19 protein-coding genes are annotated in these 21,072 nt (G+C 46.1%); 6 read left to right on the forward strand and 13 right to left on the reverse strand.

Annotation, left to right across the window (positions count from 1 at the left end; translation table 11 throughout):
* Positions 1–87: 87 nt before the first annotated feature.
* Complete coding sequence (locus tag LVJ86_RS03220) at positions 88–1,713, forward strand: ABC-F family ATPase (RefSeq protein WP_047761165.1); 1,626 nt, start codon at positions 88–90, stop codon at positions 1,711–1,713.
* Positions 1,714–1,800: 87 nt separating this feature from the next.
* Here LVJ86_RS03220 and LVJ86_RS03225 read toward each other — a convergent pair whose 3' ends face one another.
* The 4 genes from LVJ86_RS03225 to LVJ86_RS03240 form a co-directional block, all read right to left on the reverse strand.
* Positions 1,801–2,262 carry a hypothetical protein gene (locus tag LVJ86_RS03225; RefSeq protein WP_047761166.1) on the reverse strand — a complete coding sequence of 154 codons (462 nt, stop codon included), beginning with the start codon at positions 2,260–2,262 and terminating at the stop codon, positions 1,801–1,803.
* Between the two features lie 12 nt (positions 2,263–2,274).
* Entirely contained in the window at positions 2,275–3,222 is a 948-nt protein-coding gene (locus LVJ86_RS03230; RefSeq protein ID WP_047761167.1) for a hypothetical protein, read from the reverse strand.
* The gene (locus LVJ86_RS03235) at positions 3,215–3,808 is read right to left on the reverse strand and encodes a hypothetical protein (protein ID WP_047761168.1); all 594 of its coding nucleotides are present in this window, start codon (positions 3,806–3,808) and stop codon (positions 3,215–3,217) included. The genes LVJ86_RS03230 and LVJ86_RS03235 overlap by 8 nt, the downstream gene beginning before the upstream one ends.
* Positions 3,809–3,909: 101 nt before the next feature.
* Positions 3,910–4,245, reverse strand: coding sequence for a hypothetical protein (locus LVJ86_RS03240; RefSeq protein ID WP_047761169.1), 336 nt, complete (start codon positions 4,243–4,245; stop codon positions 3,910–3,912).
* Positions 4,246–4,524: 279 nt separating this feature from the next.
* Here LVJ86_RS03240 and radC point away from each other — a divergent pair, with 279 nt between their 5' ends.
* Positions 4,525–5,199, forward strand: a complete 675-nt coding sequence (gene radC, locus LVJ86_RS03245) for a RadC family protein (protein WP_047761170.1) — start codon at positions 4,525–4,527, stop codon at positions 5,197–5,199.
* Positions 5,200–5,224: 25 nt separating this feature from the next.
* On the opposite strand, the gene LVJ86_RS03250 is transcribed toward radC, so the two are convergent.
* The 5 genes from LVJ86_RS03250 to LVJ86_RS03270 form a co-directional block, all read right to left on the reverse strand.
* On the reverse strand, positions 5,225–6,460 hold the full coding sequence (locus LVJ86_RS03250; RefSeq protein WP_047761171.1) for a uracil-xanthine permease family protein: 1,236 nt from the start codon (positions 6,458–6,460) through the stop codon (positions 5,225–5,227).
* Positions 6,461–6,998: 538 nt separating this feature from the next.
* Complete coding sequence (gene acuI / locus LVJ86_RS03255; protein ID WP_047761172.1) at positions 6,999–7,988, reverse strand: acrylyl-CoA reductase (NADPH); 990 nt, start codon at positions 7,986–7,988, stop codon at positions 6,999–7,001.
* Between the two features lie 255 nt (positions 7,989–8,243).
* Entirely contained in the window at positions 8,244–8,969 is a 726-nt protein-coding gene (locus LVJ86_RS03260) for a phosphoadenylyl-sulfate reductase (protein WP_047761173.1), read from the reverse strand.
* Positions 8,970–9,104: 135 nt separating this feature from the next.
* On the reverse strand, positions 9,105–9,446 hold the full coding sequence (locus LVJ86_RS03265) for a hypothetical protein (protein ID WP_047761174.1): 342 nt from the start codon (positions 9,444–9,446) through the stop codon (positions 9,105–9,107).
* Positions 9,447–9,477: 31 nt separating this feature from the next.
* Complete coding sequence (locus tag LVJ86_RS03270; RefSeq protein WP_244702552.1) at positions 9,478–10,131, reverse strand: IS1595 family transposase; 654 nt, start codon at positions 10,129–10,131, stop codon at positions 9,478–9,480.
* A gap of 184 nt (positions 10,132–10,315) precedes the next feature.
* On the opposite strand from LVJ86_RS03270, the gene cysG reads away from it, so the two are divergent.
* A complete protein-coding gene (cysG, locus tag LVJ86_RS03275; protein WP_047761724.1) occupies positions 10,316–11,698 on the forward strand; it encodes a siroheme synthase CysG in 1,383 nt (460 codons plus the stop codon).
* 222 nt (positions 11,699–11,920) lie between these two features.
* Here the strand turns inward: cysG and LVJ86_RS03280 are convergent, their stop codons facing one another.
* Positions 11,921–13,690: an ABC transporter ATP-binding protein/permease gene (locus LVJ86_RS03280; protein ID WP_047761723.1), complete on the reverse strand. Its 1,770-nt coding sequence runs from the start codon at positions 13,688–13,690 to the stop codon at positions 11,921–11,923.
* 233 nt (positions 13,691–13,923) lie between these two features.
* Between LVJ86_RS03280 and LVJ86_RS03285 the strand changes: the two genes are divergently transcribed.
* Complete coding sequence (locus tag LVJ86_RS03285) at positions 13,924–16,140, forward strand: TonB-dependent receptor (protein WP_047761722.1); 2,217 nt, start codon at positions 13,924–13,926, stop codon at positions 16,138–16,140.
* A gap of 155 nt (positions 16,141–16,295) precedes the next feature.
* Here LVJ86_RS03285 and LVJ86_RS03290 read toward each other — a convergent pair whose 3' ends face one another.
* Positions 16,296–17,195 carry an NAD(P)H-hydrate dehydratase gene (locus LVJ86_RS03290; protein WP_047761721.1) on the reverse strand — a complete coding sequence of 300 codons (900 nt, stop codon included), beginning with the start codon at positions 17,193–17,195 and terminating at the stop codon, positions 16,296–16,298.
* A gap of 185 nt (positions 17,196–17,380) precedes the next feature.
* Between LVJ86_RS03290 and LVJ86_RS03295 the strand changes: the two genes are divergently transcribed.
* Complete coding sequence (locus tag LVJ86_RS03295; protein ID WP_047761720.1) at positions 17,381–18,040, forward strand: cytochrome b/b6 domain-containing protein; 660 nt, start codon at positions 17,381–17,383, stop codon at positions 18,038–18,040.
* A 79-nt stretch (positions 18,041–18,119) separates the two neighbouring features.
* Here LVJ86_RS03295 and LVJ86_RS03300 read toward each other — a convergent pair whose 3' ends face one another.
* A complete protein-coding gene (locus LVJ86_RS03300; RefSeq protein WP_047761719.1) occupies positions 18,120–18,356 on the reverse strand; it encodes a hypothetical protein in 237 nt (78 codons plus the stop codon).
* 166 nt (positions 18,357–18,522) lie between these two features.
* Entirely contained in the window at positions 18,523–19,557 is a 1,035-nt protein-coding gene (gene purM / locus LVJ86_RS03305; RefSeq protein ID WP_047761718.1) for a phosphoribosylformylglycinamidine cyclo-ligase, read from the reverse strand.
* Between the two features lie 226 nt (positions 19,558–19,783).
* Between purM and LVJ86_RS03310 the strand changes: the two genes are divergently transcribed.
* Positions 19,784–20,854 (forward strand): AI-2E family transporter, encoded by a 1,071-nt coding sequence (locus tag LVJ86_RS03310; protein WP_047761717.1) that lies wholly within the window; start codon positions 19,784–19,786, stop codon positions 20,852–20,854.
* Positions 20,855–21,072 lie beyond the last annotated feature (218 nt).

Consider the following 21,072-nt stretch of genomic DNA (forward strand, 5'->3'; position numbering starts at 1 on the left):
TCCGAAGCGGCCGGTTCAAAGCCTTACCCTTATCGGTAAGCAGAGCGGTAGCTGGCGGGGCTTTCCGTTGCATAAGGTTGATATAAAATGATTTCTACTAACGGCATTACCATGCAGTTCGGCGCCAAGCCGCTGTTTGAAAATGTGTCTGTGAAATTCGGTGAGGGCAACCGTTACGGCCTGATCGGTGCCAACGGTTCGGGTAAGTCCACATTTATGAAAATCCTAGGCGGTGATTTGGAACCGACCAGCGGCGAAGTAGCGATTGAAAACGGTGTACGCTTGGGTAAATTACGGCAAGACCAGTTTGCCTACGAAGATATGCGCGTGTTAGACGTAGTGATGATGGGGCATGCAGAAATGTGGGCGGCCATGACGGAGCGTGACGCTATCTATGCCAATCTTGATGCTACCGAAGACGATTACATGCGTGCTGCCGAATTGGAGGCCAAATTTGCCGAGTACGACGGCTATACCGCCGAAGCGCGTGCTGCCGAATTGCTCAGCGGCGTAGGTATTTCTGAAGATTTGCATAATGCTCTGATGAGTGAAGTTGCTCCCAGTTTCAAACTACGCGTTTTGCTGGCGCAGGCGCTGTTTTCAAAACCGGATGTGTTGCTGCTCGACGAACCAACCAACAACTTGGATATCAATACTATCCGTTGGTTGGAAGGTGTGTTGAACCAATACGATTCCACAATGATTATCATCTCGCACGACCGCCACTTTTTAAATGAAGTGTGCACTCATATGGCTGATGTCGATTACAACAGCATCACCATTTATCCGGGAAATTACGATGATTATATGTTGGCTTCGGCTCAATCACGCGAACGGGCAATGAAAGACAATGCGAAGGCCAAAGAAAAGCTGCAAGAGCTGCAAGAGTTCGTGGCGCGGTTTAGCGCCAACAAATCTAAAGCCCGTCAAGCTACAAGCCGTCTGAAACAGGCAGATAAGATTAAAGCAGAAATGGTAGAAGTGAAGCCTTCTACCCGCCAAAACCCGTATATCCGCTTTGAAACTGATGAAAAAGCCAAATTACACCGTCAAGCCGTAGAGGTAGAAGGGCTGAGCAAACGTTTTGAAACCCAATTGTTTAAAAACCTCAACTTTATGCTGGAAGCCGGTGAGCGATTAGCGATTATCGGCCCTAACGGTGCAGGTAAATCCACTCTGCTGAAATTATTGGCCGGCGCATTTGACGCAGAGTACGGTGAAGGTGTAGAAGCCGATGCAGGCACGATTAAATGGGCGGAAAAAGCCAATGTGGGCTACTATCCGCAAGACCATGAAAACGATTTCGATGTTGAGATGGACCTCACCGAATGGATGCGCCAATGGGGGCAAGAAGGTGATGACGAACAAGTGATTCGCGGTACCCTCGGCCGTTTACTGTTCGGCAGTAACGATGTTGTAAAGCAGGTACAGGTACTCTCGGGCGGTGAAAAAGGCCGTATGCTGTACGGCAAACTGATTTTGCTCAAGCCGAACGTATTGGTGATGGACGAACCTACCAACCATATGGATATGGAAAGTATCGAGTCGCTGAATATGGCTTTGGAAAAATATAAAGGTACGCTGATTTTCGTATCGCACGACCGTCAGTTCGTATCTTCTTTGGCCACTCAGATTATCGAGTTGGATGGTAAAGGTGGTTATGAACATTATTTGGGCGATTACGAAAGCTATTTGGATAAAAAAGGCGTGTAATTATCTGATGGTTTGAAAAATGCCGTCTGAAACTTTGGTTTCAGACGGCATTTTTATATGCAATATATTTTTTAAGCGGAGGTAATTTTATTTATGAGTAAAACTGTTTATTTGTTCTTGTAAGAGAATTATCTTTTGAAGGTTATCTTGCTCCAGTTGATTTAGCTGTTTTAACTCAGGAAGAGTATAGGTTGATAAAAATTTTATAGCCTCCTCAGATTCTTTTTTCATTGTCGATAGCTGTTCTTGAATATTAGCTATTTCCAAATCAATATTACTGTTATTTAGATTCAGTATTTCATTACTTAATTCATTAAGATTTTGTTGTTTTGTTTCTGCTATTTTTTTACGCTCAGCATAATTGTAATATTGTAATAAGATAAATTTATTATTATCTATATCACTCAAGGAGGTTGAGCTTGTATCCCAATCTGAGGGATCAAGGGTTTGGTTGTTTATAATATAAACTTGGGCATATATATTTGTAGATATGGTAATTAAAAAAAAGAGGAGCCATTTTTTTAATTTATTGTTTTTTTTATAATGCATCTTGTAGTTCTCCTAGCATTCTTGGCTGCGTACTTGATAGGGCTTCAAGAATTTATCAAGTAATTCGTATACGCCTTTATCTATCATTTCTTTAATAGCGGCAGTTTTAGGATCTGAAACTTCAACAGAGTAATCAAGCCCGTAATCTTTCGTGCCAATCAGTCTGAAAAAGTTATTTCCGGTTTTTATGGTATAAATGGCATTTGTCAGATTAATACTGGCTAAATCACCTGTTTGGGTTCTTACGATGGCCCCTGTCCATGAGTCGATTAATCTTAGATTAATCGTAGTCGTAATCATACTTACGTCATGTCTGAACTGATATTGGTAGATATCTGCAGCAATACTGCGCTTACTGGGTAATACGTCGCTTTCGTCATATTGGATAATTGCCCCGCTGATATAATAATTAGAGGGAAATAATACACCTATGGGTAAATGTTGGAGAGTAGTCATAGTTGCAGCAAAATTTTGAATAATACCCGGCTGCATTCCATAGCGAGGATCTAGAAAGTTATTGCGAGAATCTGCTAAACCATCTGGGGAAAGTGGCGTTTCCAACACATCAAAATGTTTGAAATGTACTAATGAATCCATCACCATATCTGATAATACGGTTGAATTTGTATCAAAAATTTTCCCGGTTTTATCACGGATAGGCGCAACAGACATACGGAACCGGCTATTATTTTTTAGTTGTCCTGATTTTTGTGCCGCAATAGTTTGAGCATCAAAAAAATCTTTATGTAAGTTGCTTAAACACTCTAGTTTTTTTCCATAAAAAGTACGGTCGGTTGAAATTTGCTTAGAGCGCTCGTCAGCTACTTTTTGTTGTTTTTGAAGACTTTTTTCTGAGCGGTAATGAGCTCGGGATAGTTCTAAGTCAGTTGTCGTACAAGCACTTAATGCAAGAGCAGCAGCCGCTGCGATAATAGAAGTTTTTAAAGAAGTATTAATCATTTGCAATAGCCTCGAAGTAATTATTCCCCCGGATTTCTACGGTAATATTATTTTCATCGTCCTTGCCGGATCCTGTACATACAACGCCTGCACAAGCAGATGCACCGCCTGAAGACTTGGCACGGACGGTGGTGTTTTGTGCTTTTACACGCACATTATTAACTTTCACTCGAGAGGTGGAGTTCCCGTATTGTTTTCCGTTTTCAATAATGATGATTGCCGCATCGCCGTCGCTATTGTCTTGTTTATATCCGTCACTAATAATGCGGGTATTCTGAACTAAAATATTTTTATTTTTAGGATTTTGGATTTGTATGAGCGGTTGGCTTGTGCCGGGTTTAGATACAATAGTACCTCCTTGAACGACAATGTTATTGCCATTTTGAATAATCTTGCCGTCCTTCAATCCGTTTATTTTTATAATTTCCTTGTTTTTAGTTTGCGAACTAGCTGAATTCTGGGGTTGAGTAGATTTGGGTTGGCTTGCTGAACCTTTGTTGGTAATCGAACTAGGGGATGCCATCACTAAGCTGGATATAGCCAATATAGTGGCAGCGAATTGGAATGTTTGAATTGCTTTTGCCATTTTATGTTCCTATTGTGGCTAGTTTTTAAATACCAATTAAGGAAACACAAGTCAGTATTTTTCATGTAGATACTTCATACTGACTTGTGTTTAAAAATAAATTATTTATTAATCACTCCGCCTGCATATGCGGCACCACCACCGCTTGCTTTGGCTCTAGCCTTAATCGTACTATTTTCGATTACGCCGGTAGTTACGCTAAGTTTTACACCTTTCATATCAGGTGATGCGCTAATTACACCACCGGCCATGGCTTCAGAATCTTTTCCGCTTGCCTCGGCAGTAGCATCAATGGTGCTGTTGGTAATTACTCCTGTTGTAACATTCCCTTGAGCTCCGGCGACAGCGCCAAGCACACTCGCAACACCTCCTATCCCTCCTGCTTGCACCGCAGCAGTCATAGACATAGCCAATAGAAACAGAGTAATTTTTTTCATGATCAAATCCTTTGAAATTTAAAGATTAAAAACTTGGGTACCGGTAATTGAGGTGCACCTAATTACGTTAGTAAGATATGTTGCTCTAAAAAGAAGTTCAATTAATAAAATTACAGAAAGATTTTACGGATATTAACAATTGATTTTATTGGAATTAAAATAGATGTCCTATTATTGAAATAATAACCTTGTGTGTAGTCATCTATATAATATATTGGTGTTTTCGATAAAAATTTATGATGTTATAATAATTTATATTATGAAATTTATGATAAATAAATGAGCATCAAACAATGGCCTCAAGGGGAGAGGCCGCGTGAAAAATTATTAGAGAGAGGGGCTGCCGCGCTTAGCGATGCGGAACTGTTGGCAATTTTGTTGCGCGCCGGTACGCGTGGAATGAGTGCAGTGGATTTGGCACGCTATCTGTTGGGTGAGTTTGGCAGTTTGGGTAGGCTAATGAATGCGGATCAGCGCGAGCTTTCGGCTTATAAAGGCATGGGGCCGGCTAGCTATACCCAATTTGCCGTGGTACGCGAAATCGGGCGGCGTGTGTTAAGTGAAGAACTATCGGAAGAAACGGTATTTAACCACCCTCAGGCCGTAGCGGATTTTTTACGTTTACAGCTCGGACATGAAAAAGTAGAGGTAACGCTGGCCTTGTTGTTGAACCAGCAGAACCGGTTAATTTGTCTGCGTGAATTAGGAAGGGGGACGGTAGCGGAAAATACCGTATATATCCGAGAGGTGGTGAAATTGGCTTTGGAAAACCATGCCAGTAGCTTGATTATTGCGCACAACCACCCGGGCGGGTTACCGGAACCTTCGAATGCGGATATTGACTTTACCCGCAGATTGCATCAGGCATTGGCACTGGTAGATGTGCGCTTGTTGGATCATTTTGTGATAACGGCGAGTCAGGCCGTATCCTTTGTCGAACGAAGGCTGCTTTAAGCCGTTCTACGCTTTATTGGTGCTGTTAATCCGTGGTTTGTGTCTCTTCGCTACCGGCAGTTTCATTAGGCAACAGCCAGTTTAAGACAATAGCCAAGATAGCGCACAGGCCGACACCGGCAAAGCTCATATTACCGAATTTCATCACCATACCGCCTACACCGGTAGTCAGTACGGAGCTGACAATCACCAAGTTTTTGGGTTGCATCAAATCAACTTTTGCATCAATCAGTGTTTTTAGGCCGAGCGAGGCAATGGTGCCGAATAGAAGAATCATCACGCCACCCATTACCGGTAGTGGAATAGAGGCCAGAAATGCATTGAATTTACCGAAAAAAGCCATGGCAATCGCGAAAACGGCGGCCCAAGTCATGATTTTGGGATTGCTGTTTTTAGTGAGCATGACCGCACCGGTTACTTCTCCGTAAGTTGTTACGGGCGGACCACCGATTAAACCGGCGGCGCATACGCCTAGGCCGTCGCCGGCAAGTGTTTTGTCTAAGCCCGGATCTTTGGCATAGTCTTTACCGGTTACTTTTCCGATCGCCATTACCCCGCCGATATGTTCAATAGCGGGTGCAATCGCTACCGGCAGCATAAATAGGGCTGCATGCCAGTTAATTTCGGGCGTAATGAAGTGGGGCACGGCAAACCATGGTGCTTCTATAATCGGAGTGACATCAACCAAACCCATGATTAAAGCGACAATATAACCTGATACAACACCGATCAAAATCGGGATCAATTTCATCATTTTGCTGCCGAATACAGCTACTAAAACGGTAATGGCAAACGTAAAACCCGATAGCAAGAGAGATTGGCTGTATTCCATCACCTGATTGCCGCCTGATTGTCCCATGGCCATTTGGCTGGCAACAACTGCTACCGACAAACCGATCACCATAATAACCGGGCCGATAACTACGGGAGGAAGCAGTCGGTTAACAGCAGCCAAACCGCGCCATTTAATCAGTGCGGCAAAAACAAAATACATAAAGCCTGCGGCGAACAAGCCGAACATGGTGGCAGGCAGTCCCCATTCGGCAATTGCGTAAATGATCGGGGCGATAAAGGCAAAAGAAGAGCCGAGGAAAATCGGCACTTTACGCTTGGTAACTAATTGGAACAATAGAGTACCGATACCTGCTCCCAATAGAGCCATTGCCGGATTCAAGCCGGTAAGCAGCGGTACCAAAACCATTGCGCCGAAAGCCACAAAAAGAATTTGTGCGCCCGAAACGGCCATTTTGAGTTGTTGCATGTTAATTCCTGTTAACAATCTTAATAAACGGTGTGGATTATAACGCTGTGTGTTGATTTTGTATGTAGCATTCCGTTTGTATAAAAAGATTTGCCTGTTAAAAAAGGAATATAGTGGCGATTGGGGTATACGTTTTTAGCAATATTTATACTAAATATTTGATTTTAAATGAGTATTATTCTATTTGACTGATGATGCTATTTTACGGATAAGGCCGTTTTTGAATTTTGTGGAGCTTATCGGCTACAGAAAATATGACGAATTATTGCATTAGTGTCGTATTGCTGATGTGACTATAAGAAAAATGCCGTCTGAAATGTTTTAGGCGGCATTTTTTTATGTATATCAAGATGAAGATAACGATGGATGTAACCTACGTTTTTCAGACGGCCTTACAGATAATTTAATTGGTGTTGCCGAATAAATGAAAATTTATTGTTTATTTAGCCATTAAATGAGGTTATTTATATGATTAGCCAATAAAACCTAGGCAGATTACATATGCAAAGCCGCCTTGGAGGCGGCTTAGGGCGGATTTTTAGGCGTTGACATTAATCACGGTACGTCCGCGAATTTCCCCTTTGAGGATACGTTGAGCCACTTCTACAGCTTTTCCCAGCGGATATTCATTGATCATTTCGGCCAGCTTGTTGCGGTCAAGGTAGCGTGCCAAACCCTCCCAGGCAAGGCGACGTTTTTCGACAGGGGCATATACGGAATCGATGCCGGCCAAAGTGACGCCGCGTAAGATAAAGGGCATCACGGTCGTTACCAAATCAGCACCTTGTGCCAAGCCGTTGCAGGCTACTATGCCTCCGTAACGGGTTTGGGCGAGAATGTTGGCCAGCGTGTGGCTGCCTGCCGAATCAATGGCGGCGACCCAGCGTTCTCGAAGCAGAGGTTTGGATGACGGAGCATCTAATTCGCTTCGGTCGATGATTTCGTTTGCCCCCAATTTGTGCAGATAATCGGCTTCATGCATCCGGCCCGTAGATGCAGTAACGCGGTAACCGAGTTCAGCCAGCAATGCTACGGCAACCGAACCGACACCGCCGCCTGCTCCGGTAACCAATACTTCGCCTTTATCGGGCGTCGTGCCGTGTTGCTGCAAGGCCAATACGCCCAGCATGGCGGTATAGCCCGCGGTGCCGATTGCCGCGGCCTCTCGCGTTGTAATACTGTCGGGCAGTTTGATCAGCCATTTGGCCGGTACGCGCGCAAGCTGTGATAAGCCGCCGTGATGGGTAAAACCGAGATCCCAGCCGTTGGCAGTAACACGGTCGCCGGCTTTGAAATCAGGGTGGGAGGACTCTGTTACCGTACCGGCAAAATCAATACCGGCAATCAGCGGAAAACGGCGTACGACAGGTGATTTATGGGTGAGCGCCAAGCCGTCTTTATAGTTGATCGTACTGTATTCTACGGCTACGGTTACTTCACCTTCGTCTAAATCGTGCGGTTCTAGAGTCACGATTTCGGTTTGCCGTCCTGCTTCGGTTTGGCTGAGGTAGATGGCTTTAAACGGCATAACGGCTGCTCCTTAATGCGGGTAGACATAGGTAAAGATATTTTGATTCTGCCTTGAACAGCAATGAATAGCAAGCGTATTGAGGAAGAAATAACTTCATGCCGGGGCGTTTAAGGTTTGTTAGCTACTCGGTGGTATCAGGTGCATGAACTGAGCAGGGCATGAGATAAACAAAAGAAAATAACAGGCGGCCTGATGGATAAATATATGGTTAGTTATCGTTTTCAGACGGCCTGATGGTGAAATTAGCGGTGTTTATTTGTGTAAACCGCATTCTTTGCTGTCACGGCTTTCCCACCACCAGCGGCCTGCTCGAATGTCTTCACCTTGTTTGACCGGGCGGGTGCAGGGTTCGCAGCCGATGCTGGGGTAGCCTTGGTTATATAAATCGTTTAAGGGGATTTGATATTTGTGCGCATAGGCCCAGACATCTGCTTCTTCCCAATCGTAAATCGGATTGAATTTGGCAATTTTTCTGATCTGGTCGTGTTCTTCAAAATTTAGATCGGTTCGGGTGGAGGATTGGCTGCGGCGTTGGCCGGTAAGCCAGGCAGGTGCGTTGGATAGGGCACGGTTGAGCGGTTCGATTTTGCGTATATGGCAACATTGCTTGCGCTTTTCGATACTTTCATAAATGGCAGAAATACCGTAGTCGTGATCGAATGAGGCGGCAGCTTTTGCTTGCGGATGGTATACCTCGATAGGAATGCTGTAACGCGTATTGGTGATATCAATCAACGCTTCGGTTTCGGGGTTGAGTTTGCCTGTATTTAAGGTAATGATACGCAAGGGTAACGACAAACGGGCGATTTGATCGGTAATTACCATATCTTCCACCGCCAGACTCGATGCGAATACGGCCTGCGGATAGCGTTCGGCGATTTCCTGTAGGCGCGTTGCGAGAGAAGCTTCTAAAGCGGTTAGTCGGTTTTCATCAGCGGTATGACTGGTGGGGACTTGCCAAAGTTGTGGTTTGCTCATGATGTCGGCCCAGTTATCGGTATTGAATAACCGTATTTTCAGCCGCAAAGATGCAGTTGGGAAAGAATGGTTTTTTATGTACTTATAACTAAAAGGTTTATCATGTGTTTTGCTTGTATATACAAAAGCCGTTGCTTAATATTTCTCACATTTGATATCTTGGTTTCTGCAAAAAATTTCAGATTGCTCTGCTTTGCAGGCGCGGCTGACTTGCAGGCGGGCAAGCCCTTCGTTTTCGGAAGCGGCTTCATAAGTTTTACCGAATGGAGAAGTGCGGCATGTATATAGATTGCGCACGGCTTGGCGGTTTTCAATCACAATCCGCTGTGTCTTGTTTTGTTGTTCTAAAAATTGAACGCGGCGGCTTAGTTCTGCAACTTGCTGCTCCAAGCGGGCGATGCGTAAATTGTCGGAATCAGCAAAAGCGCTATAGGGCATCATCAAGGCAGTTAAAGTTAATAAAAAAGCTTTTTTCATAAATAAACAAGGGGGCTGTATTAGATTAGCCTTAAATATCACACCAAATTCGCAAGATTTTAAGTTGCTCTTTTGGTGTACCAAAGTTAAAACGAAATTCGCATTCTTTCAAGAATAAAGGGAAAGATTTTCGGTCAATTCCATTGTACTTTCGTAGAACGCGCTTTGCCTGATTCCAGAAGTTTTCAATACCGTTGATATGGTTTTGACGGTCGACAAAAAGCTCTGAATGATTGATTCTGTGATGCGTAAATTCACTCACATCTAGCACATCATAGCTTTTGTAATAGTCCGTATAAACAATGCTATCAGGCATTATTTTTCGTTTAATAACAGGTAGTAAAGTATCTTGTTTGGTATTTTTAACGACAACAGTATAAACCTTGCCTTGACGTTTCAAAATACCAAATACCGCTACTTTCCCAGCCGCTCCGCGACCGCGTTTGCCTTTTCGTTGTCCACCAAAATAACTCTCATCAAGCTCGATTGAACCATCAAAGATTTCATCAGCTTGAAGCTCTAAATGATAGGCAATGACTTGGCGAATTTTACGGTAAAACAGAGCTGCTGAATTGGGGTTAATATCCAATAAATTGGCAGCAGAACGGGCGGTTACCTCAAGTACAAAAAATTCAAGCAACTTTTTTTGTAATTTTTTAGATAGTTTACAGTGTGTTATCTTCATTTTTAAAGGGTAACATAACTGCCAATCTAATACAGCCCCTAAACAAGAATTAATAAAACGCAAAATTATAACATTCCGCATATAACGAAATCTGCTAAAGAAAGTAAAAAAGGTTCTTTCCGCTGTGTTTCAGACGGCCTTAATATAAAAGTTATTGAGACTAATTGAACCATTAAGGCATACGATGAACCATTACCCGATTTATACCGATTTAAAAGGCCGCCCTGTGTTACTGGCCGGTGCGGGCCATGTGGCAGAACGAAAAGCCGAAAGTCTGTTGGCGGCTGGTGCGCGTGTACGGGTGGTGGCGGAAACCTTAAACGAGCATTTTCGGAAATGGCATGCTTCGGGTGTAATTGAATGGTTGGGTACAGCGTTTCACGAATCTTTGCTGCAAGGGGTGTTTCTGGTAGTAGCGGCAACCGATGATCATGCGCTCAACCGCCGTATTTTTGAGGCAGCCGAAGCTTCTGGGAAATTTTGCAATACTGTAGACCAGTTGGATTTGTGCTCTTTTATTGTGCCTGCCGTAATTGATCGCAGCCCGATACAGATTGCCGTATCTAGCGGCGGCAGTGCGCCGGTGTTGGCGCGCAAATGGCGGCGGCAGATAGAAACGCTGATACCGCAGCACACAGGAAAAGCAGCAGCTTTGGCCGGGAAATGGCGTAGCCGCGTGAAGGCGCAAATAGCCGATATGAGTAGCCGCCGCCGTTTTTGGGAAAACCTTTTCGACAGCCGTTTTGATACTTTGGTCGCGCAAGGTAAAAAAGAGGAAGCCGAAGCCGAATTGCAGGCACAGTTGGAAGGTTCGGGAGCACAGCAGGGCGAGGTGGTATTGGTGGGTGCGGGGCCGGGCGATGCGGGTTTGTTGACGCTTAACGCATTACAAGCCATACAGGCGGCGGATATCGTGTTTTACGATGCTTTGGTTTCAGAGGAAATCCGCGCCTTAATCCGTAAAGATGCCGACAAGGTGTGTGTGGGTAAACGGGCAGGACTGCATCAGGTACAGCAGGAACAAACCAATGCTTTGCTGGTGGAACATGCTTTGGCCGGCAAACGGGTGGTGCGTTTGAAAGGCGGAGATCCGTTTGTGTTCGGGCGAGGTGGCGAAGAGGCGCAAGTATTGGCGGAGAAAGGGATTCCGTTTCGTGTAGTGCCGGGTATTACCGCTGCTTTAGGGGCAACCGCTTATGCCGGTATTCCGCTAACGCATCGTGATTGTGCGCAAACCGCACTGTTTATCACCGGGCATTGCCGTCCAGATGGTTCGGAGCTGCATTGGCAAACACTGGCACGGGGCAACCAAACGTTGGTGATCTATATGGGCACGATTAAGGCGGCGGAAATCACAGAGCAATTAATCGCACACGGACGTGCTGCGGATACGCCCGTGGCAGTGGTATCTAACGGTACCTTGCAAAAGCAAAGCGTGCGTACCGGTATTTTGGCCAATCTGCCCGAATTGGCGGCGGCAGCCGAGCGGCCGGCTTTGATGGTGATTGGCGAAGTGGTCGCCTTGCGTGAGGAATTACGTTGGTTTGCCGATAACGGTGAAAATTAAAGTATTTATTTTTACAACATGATAAGGTATTTATAAGATTTCCATGGCTAAGGTTGGAGACCGTCTGAAAATATCGGCAGCAAAAAGTAGGCTTTTAAGCCTGCTTTTTTCTATGTGCGCTCCGTTTTTCAATTAGCTAATATTTTTCAGACGGCCTTGCTATACCTAAGGGTAAATCCATAAAAAGCGCATAAACACATTGGATTGCATTATGCGGAAAGTTTATGTGCAAGCCGTGGTGCTGACCTCCAAACGGCGGTTATGGAATGCTGCCAGCGTTCCGCGGTGGCCAATGCTGACAATCATACTGTCGGGCAGGCGGGTGCGTATCAGGCGGTAAAGATAGGCTTCGGTATCTTCGTCCAGCGCACTGGTGGCTTCATCGAGCAGTATTGTTCTCGGGCGGCTGAGCAGAATGCGGACGAAAGCGATACGTTGCAGCTCACCCGGGGAAAGCCGCTGTTGCCAGTCTTCGATGTCATCCAACTTCTCAACCAGATGAGACAGGCGGCATTCGGTTAAGGTTGCCGCTAAACCGGTATGTTGCGGGTTGATGTTTGGATAGCATACCGCTTCTCGTAGGCTGCCTTGAGGCATGTACGGGTGTTGCGGCACAAACAGCATACCGCTTTGGGCTGGGCGGCGTATCAGGCCGCTGCTGCCAAATGGCCATAAACCTGCCATTGCACGCAATAATGAAGTTTTGCCGCAACCGCTGGGGCCTTGTATCAGTAATGCGTCGCCTTTTTTGATATGGAAGTTGAGTTGGGTGAGCAGAGCTTCGCCGTTATTGCGGTATATGGAGAAACGGCTTAATTGCAGGCCGTCTGAAATTTCTTCGATATCCGCTTGAGAAATGATTTGTGTTTTGCCAAGGCTGGTGAGAAAGCCGCTTAAGCGCTCCAAACGTGCACGATAAGCGGTGAATTGTTCGTAAAAATTGCGGAAAAACGACATGGCTTTCTGTAATCTGGCAAATGATTGTACGGTTTGCTGCATATCGCCGATTTTGATTTGCCCGGCAAAAAAACGAGGGGCTTGCAGCATAAGCGGCAGCAGTTGCATACATTGTGAAAAGATGTCGTTGAAGCCGCTTAAGGTAACGCTTTGGCGGGCAATGCGCCAGCGATTGCGGATAATTGAGGCGAAGCGTTGCGAGATTTGGCGGTGTTCGCGCCATTCTCCGTTGTAAAAGGCAATGCTTTCGGCATGGTCGCGTATACGGATTAACGAGTAGCGGTAATTGCCGTTGAGTTTTTCATTGTCGTAATTGGAGCGGATAAGCGGACGGCCTATCCACATGGCAGCGGCGGTAGCCAGCAGAATGGCAGCATATACGAAAAAAACGATACCGCGCGGAATTTCAAAGCCGAGTATGGGCAGCGTGCCGGCCAATCCCCATAAAACAAGGGTGAATTCTATAGTGGAGATAATCGAATTGAGCATGCCGCGTACGAATTCTATGGTTGAAACAATAAAGTCTTGTGCATCTTGCTGAATGCGTTGATCGATATTGTCGGGCGTATGCCGCTGCATTTGCAGGCGGTAATAGTTTTTATCCGATAACCAACGGCGGGTGAGTACGCCGTTAAGCTGTTCCGACCATTTAATCGCCAGAGCCTGGTCCAGAAAATCATTAAAAATGCCGTTTACTGCGCGTATGAGCATTACTGCGGCATTAATCGAAACCGCTGTCCAGAATACGGCTGCCAGTTTGTCTTGCAGGGCACTGTATGCACTGTTGTAGAGGAAAGTATTTAAAACGAACAGGCGTATTTCGGTTAGCAGCAACAGTATCATCAAAGCAATCATAAAAGCTGCTTTTATACTGATTTTACGGTTGAGGCAGGGGCGGAGTATCTGCCAAAATTGTTGGCCGAAGCGCGTTTTACCGATACAGAAAATGATGATCACCAAGGCTGCCGTTACACCGCCAAATGTTTGTAGCAGCCATAAAGGCGTTGCATAAAGTTCGATTTGCCATTTTTGCATAAAAATTTCACAAGGCCGTCTGAAAATGTTTCAGACGGCCTAAAAAATGTCTGTTGAAGCGGGAGTTACTATTATTTTTAATAAAACAAAAGGTTGTTAAAAAAGCTAAGCAACCGTGGGAAAAAGCGTTGTTTTCGAATTATAATACGAAAATCTTATGTAAATAAATATGATTATCAAAATTAATTTATTTTAAAGAAATAATATTGAATAAACTTTCAGGGATTTCAGCTATGAAAAAACAAACACAAGGTTTGGCATTGCTGCCTTTTTTAGTATGTCAGGCATTGGCATATGCAGAAACAGAGCAGGCGGAAGCAGGAAAAGTGCAACTGGATACCGTGGTGGTTAAGGCAAAATCGGCAAAGTCGTTTTCGATTGCCAGTGACGGAGATTTACAGGACCGTGTCAATCTGGGTTTGTTGGGGCGGGCAAATGCTTTTACCGTACCGATTACCGTGGTGAATTACGATGAGAAAATGTTGGAAAACAATGCTGCCCGAACTTTGGTGGATGCGGTGGCACAGCGTGATGCTTCGGTGATGCAGTTCGGAGGAGAAAGTAACACTTTGCAAGGGCTGTATATCCGTGGTTTCCAACTTGATGCACGACAGTTCAGCGTTAACGGATTGTCGGGTATGTATGCTTACCAAAGTTCGCCCACGGCGGCAGTCGGCTCAGCACAGCTGATTAAGGGAGCCAGTACTGCCATCGGCGGTATGGATCCTGAAGGCGCGGTTTCGGGAGCGGTGAATATTGAAACTAAAAAGGCGGCTGATGAAGGCAGTCGAAAAATCGGTATCGGCTATTTCAGCAACAGTCGGGCACAAGCTACGTTTGACTTGGGGTGGCGTTTCGGTAACGCGAAAGAGTGGGGTATCCGCACCAACGGCACATTTCGGCACGGTGACACGGCACGCAAAAATTATCAGGAAGACAATAAAGAGTTTGCCCTTAATACCGACTATCGGGGTGAGAAACTCCGTGTGGCATTGGATCTGATGCAGGCCGAACGTAAAACTACAGGTGCGCGCGCCCGTTTCCAAGATTTGCAAAATTTGCAATTTTCTTTGCCGAAAGCACCCGACGGAACAACCAATCTGGTACCGGGCTGGCAGGCGCAAACCACCCAAGACCGCACCGCTATGCTGACTTTCGGATACGATACCGATTGGCCGGTACAGTTTTCAGGCGGCATCGGCTATAGCCGCTCGAATTATCAAGGTAACTTTGCGCAGCTTACCGCCCTTAACGAAGCTGGGGATTATTATGTGGGGACGGCTAGAAACGGTTCTCGTTTATCTGATCAAACCAGTAAAACCTTCAGTATGAATCTGACTGCCCGCGGTGAGCTGGAAACCGGTGATGTATCGCACAACTGGAGCGCAGCTTATGATCGTGTGCGCCGTTCACGTTTGAATTATTGGGGCAGCGGATACAGCAACAGTATTGCTACCAATATTTATAACCCTTACGGCAACAGGGCATTTGGTGATACGGCTCCCGTATTGGCCGGGCTGAATGCCTTGCCCGATGTTCATTCTACTTATACAGCCAACAGCGTAGCGTTTTCCGATACATTGGGCTTTGCCGACAACCGCTACCGTTTGACTTTGGGCGGACGGATGCAATGGATCGGACAGGAGGATAAGCCGCGTCGCACAAATAATGCTTATCAAAAGGCTTCTGCACACCGGTTCAGTCCGATGCTGGCAGCCGCATGGGTGCCGGGTAACGATTGGGTAGTTTACGGCAACTACATGGAAGATTTGGAACCCGGTGCGATTGACAGCGAGAGCGGTACGATGGCTAAACCGCGTGTAAGCCGCCAAATGGAAGTGGGTGTGCGTAAAAATTGGGGTAATGTGGTCACTGCTTTGAATGCTTTCCAAATTTCCCGTCCCGGTTATTGGCGAGGCAACAGCACTTCAGGTACGGATTTTGTGCGGATGAATGCCATTGCAGGCGAAGAGCAGGGTAAAGAGCGTAATCGCGGTATCGAGTTCAATACCTATGCCAACTTGCTCAACCAAACACTGCGTCCGAGTTTTGGTTTGACGTATATGAAGGCCGACTTGATCGACTATCCGACTTACGCAGATAACTTGGTTAACGGCAGCCAAGTAGCCAGCCCGCGCGTGATTGCCAAAGCAGGCGTGGAGTGGGATTCTCCGTTTGCAGACGGCCTGACCTTAAATGGCAACGTGCAATATTACGGTAAGTCTTACCAAGATACACAACGGCAATATAAATTGCCCGGATATATGCTGGTGGATGTGGGTGCACGTTATACAACCATGTGGGCAGGTAACAAGTTGGTCGTTAGCGGAGCAGTAGAGAATCTCTTTAATAAAAATTATTGGCAGGTACAACGCGGTCAGTATGACCGCAGTTTTGCCGTATTGGGCTTGCCGCGCACTTATTGGTTGAAAGCTTCTTTAGAGTTTTAAGCGCTGTCATGCGACCGAATCGGATAGGATGGTTTAAGTATCGGCAGAAAGCGGTTCACCAATAATTGCTAATCCCCCGGTTCGGCAGGCTTGAGCAGAAACGGATTCAGTATTCAGACGGCATTGAGTAATCTTTATTGCAACGGCAAAACGGTTTATTCGCTATCTTGTCTTTGCATATGTCGGATCAAACGATTGCGCAGCCAGCGGGCGGCGGCAGGAATTTCGCCGGCTAACATGCCGACTTCGCCGATTTCCGAATCACGCAATACGTCTGCCGCTGCTCCGTGCAGCCATACGCCGGCGCAAGCTGCTTGGTAGGCATTGAAGCCTTGTGCGCAAAGGCTGCCGATTATGCCGCTGAGAACGTCGCCGCTGCCGGCCGTTGCCAGTCCGGGGTTGCCGCTGGTGTTGGTGTAAATTTCTTCTCCATCGCGGTATACCAAACTGTTGCAACCTTTTAAAACTACACACGCATCATATTTCCGGGCAATGTCGAGTACGGCTGTGCGGCGGTCTGCTTGAACCTCGGCAGTCGTGCAGCCGATTAGACGTGCCGCTTCGGCTGGATGGGGGGTGAGAACCAGATTGGTTCGGTTGGGGTGTTTTTTCCAATCAGGTTGGTGCGATAGCAAGGTGAGGGCATCAGCATCCAGTATGAGCGGCGCTGTGGTTTCGGTGAGAAAGTATTTGACCAATTCGGCGGCGGTGCCATCCAATCCCAAGCCGCAACCGACAACCCAGGCGTTAATATCATTGCGGCTACATAGGTTTTTTGCGGTAGCCAGCATAATTTCGGGGTGCTCGGGAATAACTGGTAAGGGCAAGGCCGCTTGGTTGAATCCGGCCCAGACTTTACCGCAGCCGTTATACAAGGCTGCCGTTGCCGCTAAAATTACCGCACCGCTCATGCCGCTACTGCCGCCCGCAATCGCCAATGTGCCGTATGTGCCTTTATGGCTTTCGGGGTGACGCGGTTGGAATAAAAAAGGAAAATTTTTGCTTTGCTCCAAGTATGCTCGAATATCTGTTGTTTGATACGGGCTTGAAAACATGGTGATTCCTAGCGGGGGATTGGTTACAATAAGGTATCGGACGGCGGTTTGCGGGCTTATTTTTTATTGGCGGTAGTTTATGATCAGATAGTTGCCAACAGTTGATCGTTTCCTTGTCCGCTTAGATTAAACTGTATCAGAAATATTTGCTCCGACTATATCATCTATATTCAAGAAAGTAATTTATGAAGCAAAGTTTGAAAGTATGGGATTTTCCGACTAGGCTGTTTCACTGGACTTTAGTGGCTGCTTTTGCCTTTATGTGGTACAGCGGTGAAAACGGCGGTAGCCTGATGGCATGGCACTTGCCTTGCGGACTGCTCATTTTAGGTTTGGTAGTGTTCCGCTTGTGTTGGGGCATATGGGGTAGTGATACGGCGAGATTTGGCAGCTTTGTACGTGGCCCGGCGCAGATCCGCCGTTACTTACAGGGTGATATCTCGGAAAATGAGCAGCCGGGGCATAATCCGCTGGGTGCTTTGATGGTATTGGCTCTGTTGGGCGCATTGTCTGTACAGCTGCTAACGGGATTACTGGCCAGCGATGAAAACATGTGGTTGTACAACGGCTACTTAAACGGATTGGTAGGCAGTGAAACAGGTGCCCAAATGCGTGGCATCCATGTGGCCTTTTTTAATGTATTGTTGGTATTGGTAGTGGTTCACGTTGCAACGATTTTGTTTTATAAGTTTGTGAAAAAACATAATTTGATTACGCCGATGCTTACCGGATACAAAGAGCTGGAAGGCAAGCTGCCGGTATTGAAATTTGCCGGCGCCGTAAAATTCGTATTGGCGGCGGCAGTTGCATTTGCAGTGGTTTGGTTGGTACGCTCGCTGGCTTGAGTGCTGTTTATCAAATGGATACAGGCCGTCTGAAAGCTTTCAGACGGCCTGTATTGTTTGGAACAAAGTTACCTATTATTTATTTCAAATTCAAGCGGTGTGCCCAAGTTTTGACGAACGCGGTAATTTCGGAAACACTTTCGGGCTTCAGCCACGGCTTGGCTTCTTTAGCCAGTTTTTTGATGTCGGTAAAGTTGATTTCTCCGGCACGGTATCTTGCCCAGTGGGTTTGAACAAAATTTTCCATCTCTTCTAGGTGCTGCTCTTGAGTATGTTTGAGTAGGAATTTTAATGCTTGTTTTTCAAGGATATTCATAGAACTTCAATAAATCGGGTAATGTAAGGGTTAAGGCTGCCGATAGCTTGAGCAGACTATAATATATGTTTGTTTTTTTACTTAAATATCAAGTATTGTGCGAATCATAAGCAGGCCGTCTGAAAGCTTTCAGACGGCCTGTTGATCATCATACATTCAGATACATTTAAGCGACTTGGGTTTGATGCTCTTCGCCGTTGCGGGCGCGGATTACACCGATGCGGTAAACGGTTTCGCCTTGTGTTTCCAATAGTTGCTGTACTGCATCCGCGTCTTCCTGAGAAACCACCACGACCATACCGATACCGCAGTTGAAGGTACGGTACATTTCCTGTGTTTCTACGTTGCCTACCGCTTGCAGCCACTGAAACAGTTTGGGTAACGGCCATGAGGCGGCATCAATTTGGGCTACGGTATTTTCAGGCAGGATGCGAGGTACGTTTTCGGTAATACCGCCGCCGGTAATGTGGGCCATGCCTTTGATAGTGTATTGCTTTAAGGCCGCTAAAATCGGTTTGACGTAAAGGCGGGTAGGAGCAATAACGGCTTCGCGCAAGGTTTTTTCGCCATCAAAAGGTGCGTCTAAATCAGGCTGGTCGCGGTCGATAATTTTGCGGATGAGAGAATAGCCGTTGGAGTGTGCGCCGTTCGAAGCCAGACCCAATACGATATCTCCGGGAACAATACTGCGGCCGTTGATAACCTTGTCTTTTTCTACCACGCCCACGGCGAATCCTGCCAAATCGTATTCCCCCTCGGGGTACATGCCCGGCATTTCTGCCGTTTCCCCGCCGATTAAGGCGCAGCCCGATTCTTCACAGCCGGCGGCGATACCTTTGATTACATCGGTTGCGCGGGCGACATCAAGCTTGCCGCAGGCAAAATAATCAAGGAAAAACAGTGGTTCGGCACCTTGTACGAGAATATCATTCACGCTCATGGCAACTAAGTCTATGCCTACGGTATCGTGCTTATCCCAATCGAACGCCAGTTTTAATTTGGTGCCGACGCCGTCCGTACCCGATACCAAAACAGGATTACGGTATTTTTTACTGATTTCAACCAATGCGCCGAAGCCGCCCAAATCCCCCAAAACCTCTGGGCGCATGGTGCGTTTGGCAAACGGTTTGATATTTTCGACTAATTGGTCGCCGGCATCGATATCTACGCCGGCATCGCGGTAGCTCAGTGAATCGCTCATCTTGCGGGGCTTTCTTTGAGTAGTTGGGTGGGTAAAAGTCGGCTGCTATTTTACCTGATTTTTCTAATACCTGCCCTGATGCGGCAAATTATTTCTCTATGCCACTCCGATTCGTTTTGAAAGGCAAATTAAATGACATTTAAAACTTAAGGATACAGATGCAAAAGCAGCATTTAGCTGGTATCCTGAAGAATAGTGATAAATGACTTTTAATAAGGGCAGGTTAATGTATCTGAAGAAAAAGCGCGGAATACAGCCGTGGATGGCGGCGGTAGCGGCATTACTTGTTGTAATATGGTTGTTTTATGCATTGGGCAATATACTGACCCCTTTTCTCATTGCTGCGGTGCTGGCTTATATTCTGAACCCTTTGGTAGAAAAATTGCGTGACAGAGGTATGAAGCGGACACTTGCTTCGATGTTGGTCATGGTGTTTGCTTTGGTCGTTTTATTGGCGTTGGTGCTGATTATCGTACCCATGTTGATTAACCAATTCAACAATTTGGTTGCACGATTACCGCAGATAGTAGGTTATGTTCAAAATACACTACTGCCGTGGATACAGGGTTTTGCCGGTGATTATGTATCCTTGAATACAGATTCGATTGTGGCTTGGTTGCAATCGCATACCGGTTCGTTAAACGAGGCTCTGCAAAAAATCGTACCAACGGTGATGAAGCAGGGGGGGAATATGGTGTTGGGCGTAACCAATCTGTTTCTTTTGCCGTTTTTGCTGTATTACTTTTTGCTTGATTGGCAACGTTGGGCACATGGTATACGCGCTCTTGTGCCACGCCGTTATATCGATACCTACAGTCGCATCAGTTCCAATATGGATCAAGTATTGGGTGAATTTCTGCGTGGGCAGCTTACCGTAATGCTGGTGATGGGACTGGTTTACGGCATCGGCTTGATGCTAACCGGTTTGGACTCCGGCTTTGCCATCGGCATGATTGCCGGCATTTTGGTTTTCGTACCTTATCTGGGAGCATTTACGGGCTTACTGTTGGCTACTTTGGCAGCTTTGCTTCAATTCGGTTCGTGGCAGGGATTGCTGATGGTTTGGGCAGTTTTTGCAGTTGGCCAATTTTTAGAAAGCTTTTTCATTACGCCGAAAATTGTCGGCGAACGTATCGGTTTGTCGCCTTTCTGGGTGATTTTCTCGTTGATGGCTTTTGGTCAGCTGATGGGTTTTATCGGAATGTTGATTGGTTTGCCGTTAGCAGCCGTGAGCTTGGTATTGCTGCGTGAAGGAGCCGATGCTTATTTTAAAAGCCATTTTTACCAGCATAAATAAAAGGGAAATAACCCATATCGAAAGGCCGTCTGAATATTTTCAGGCGGCCTTTTTTAAGGTCAATGGTATATTGAGCCGGGTTGATTGAAATATTACTGTACTGTTGTCGGGTGCGGTTCGGCAGGGAGTATGCCATTCCCAGTGTTCTTGCTAAGTAAGAATGGGTAAGAAAATGACCGGGTTTTTACCCGGCCGTATGTAAAATTTATTTGAAGTTA

This window comes from Neisseria arctica (assembly GCF_022870905.1).
Classification (GTDB): Bacteria; Pseudomonadota; Gammaproteobacteria; order Burkholderiales; family Neisseriaceae; genus Neisseria; species Neisseria arctica.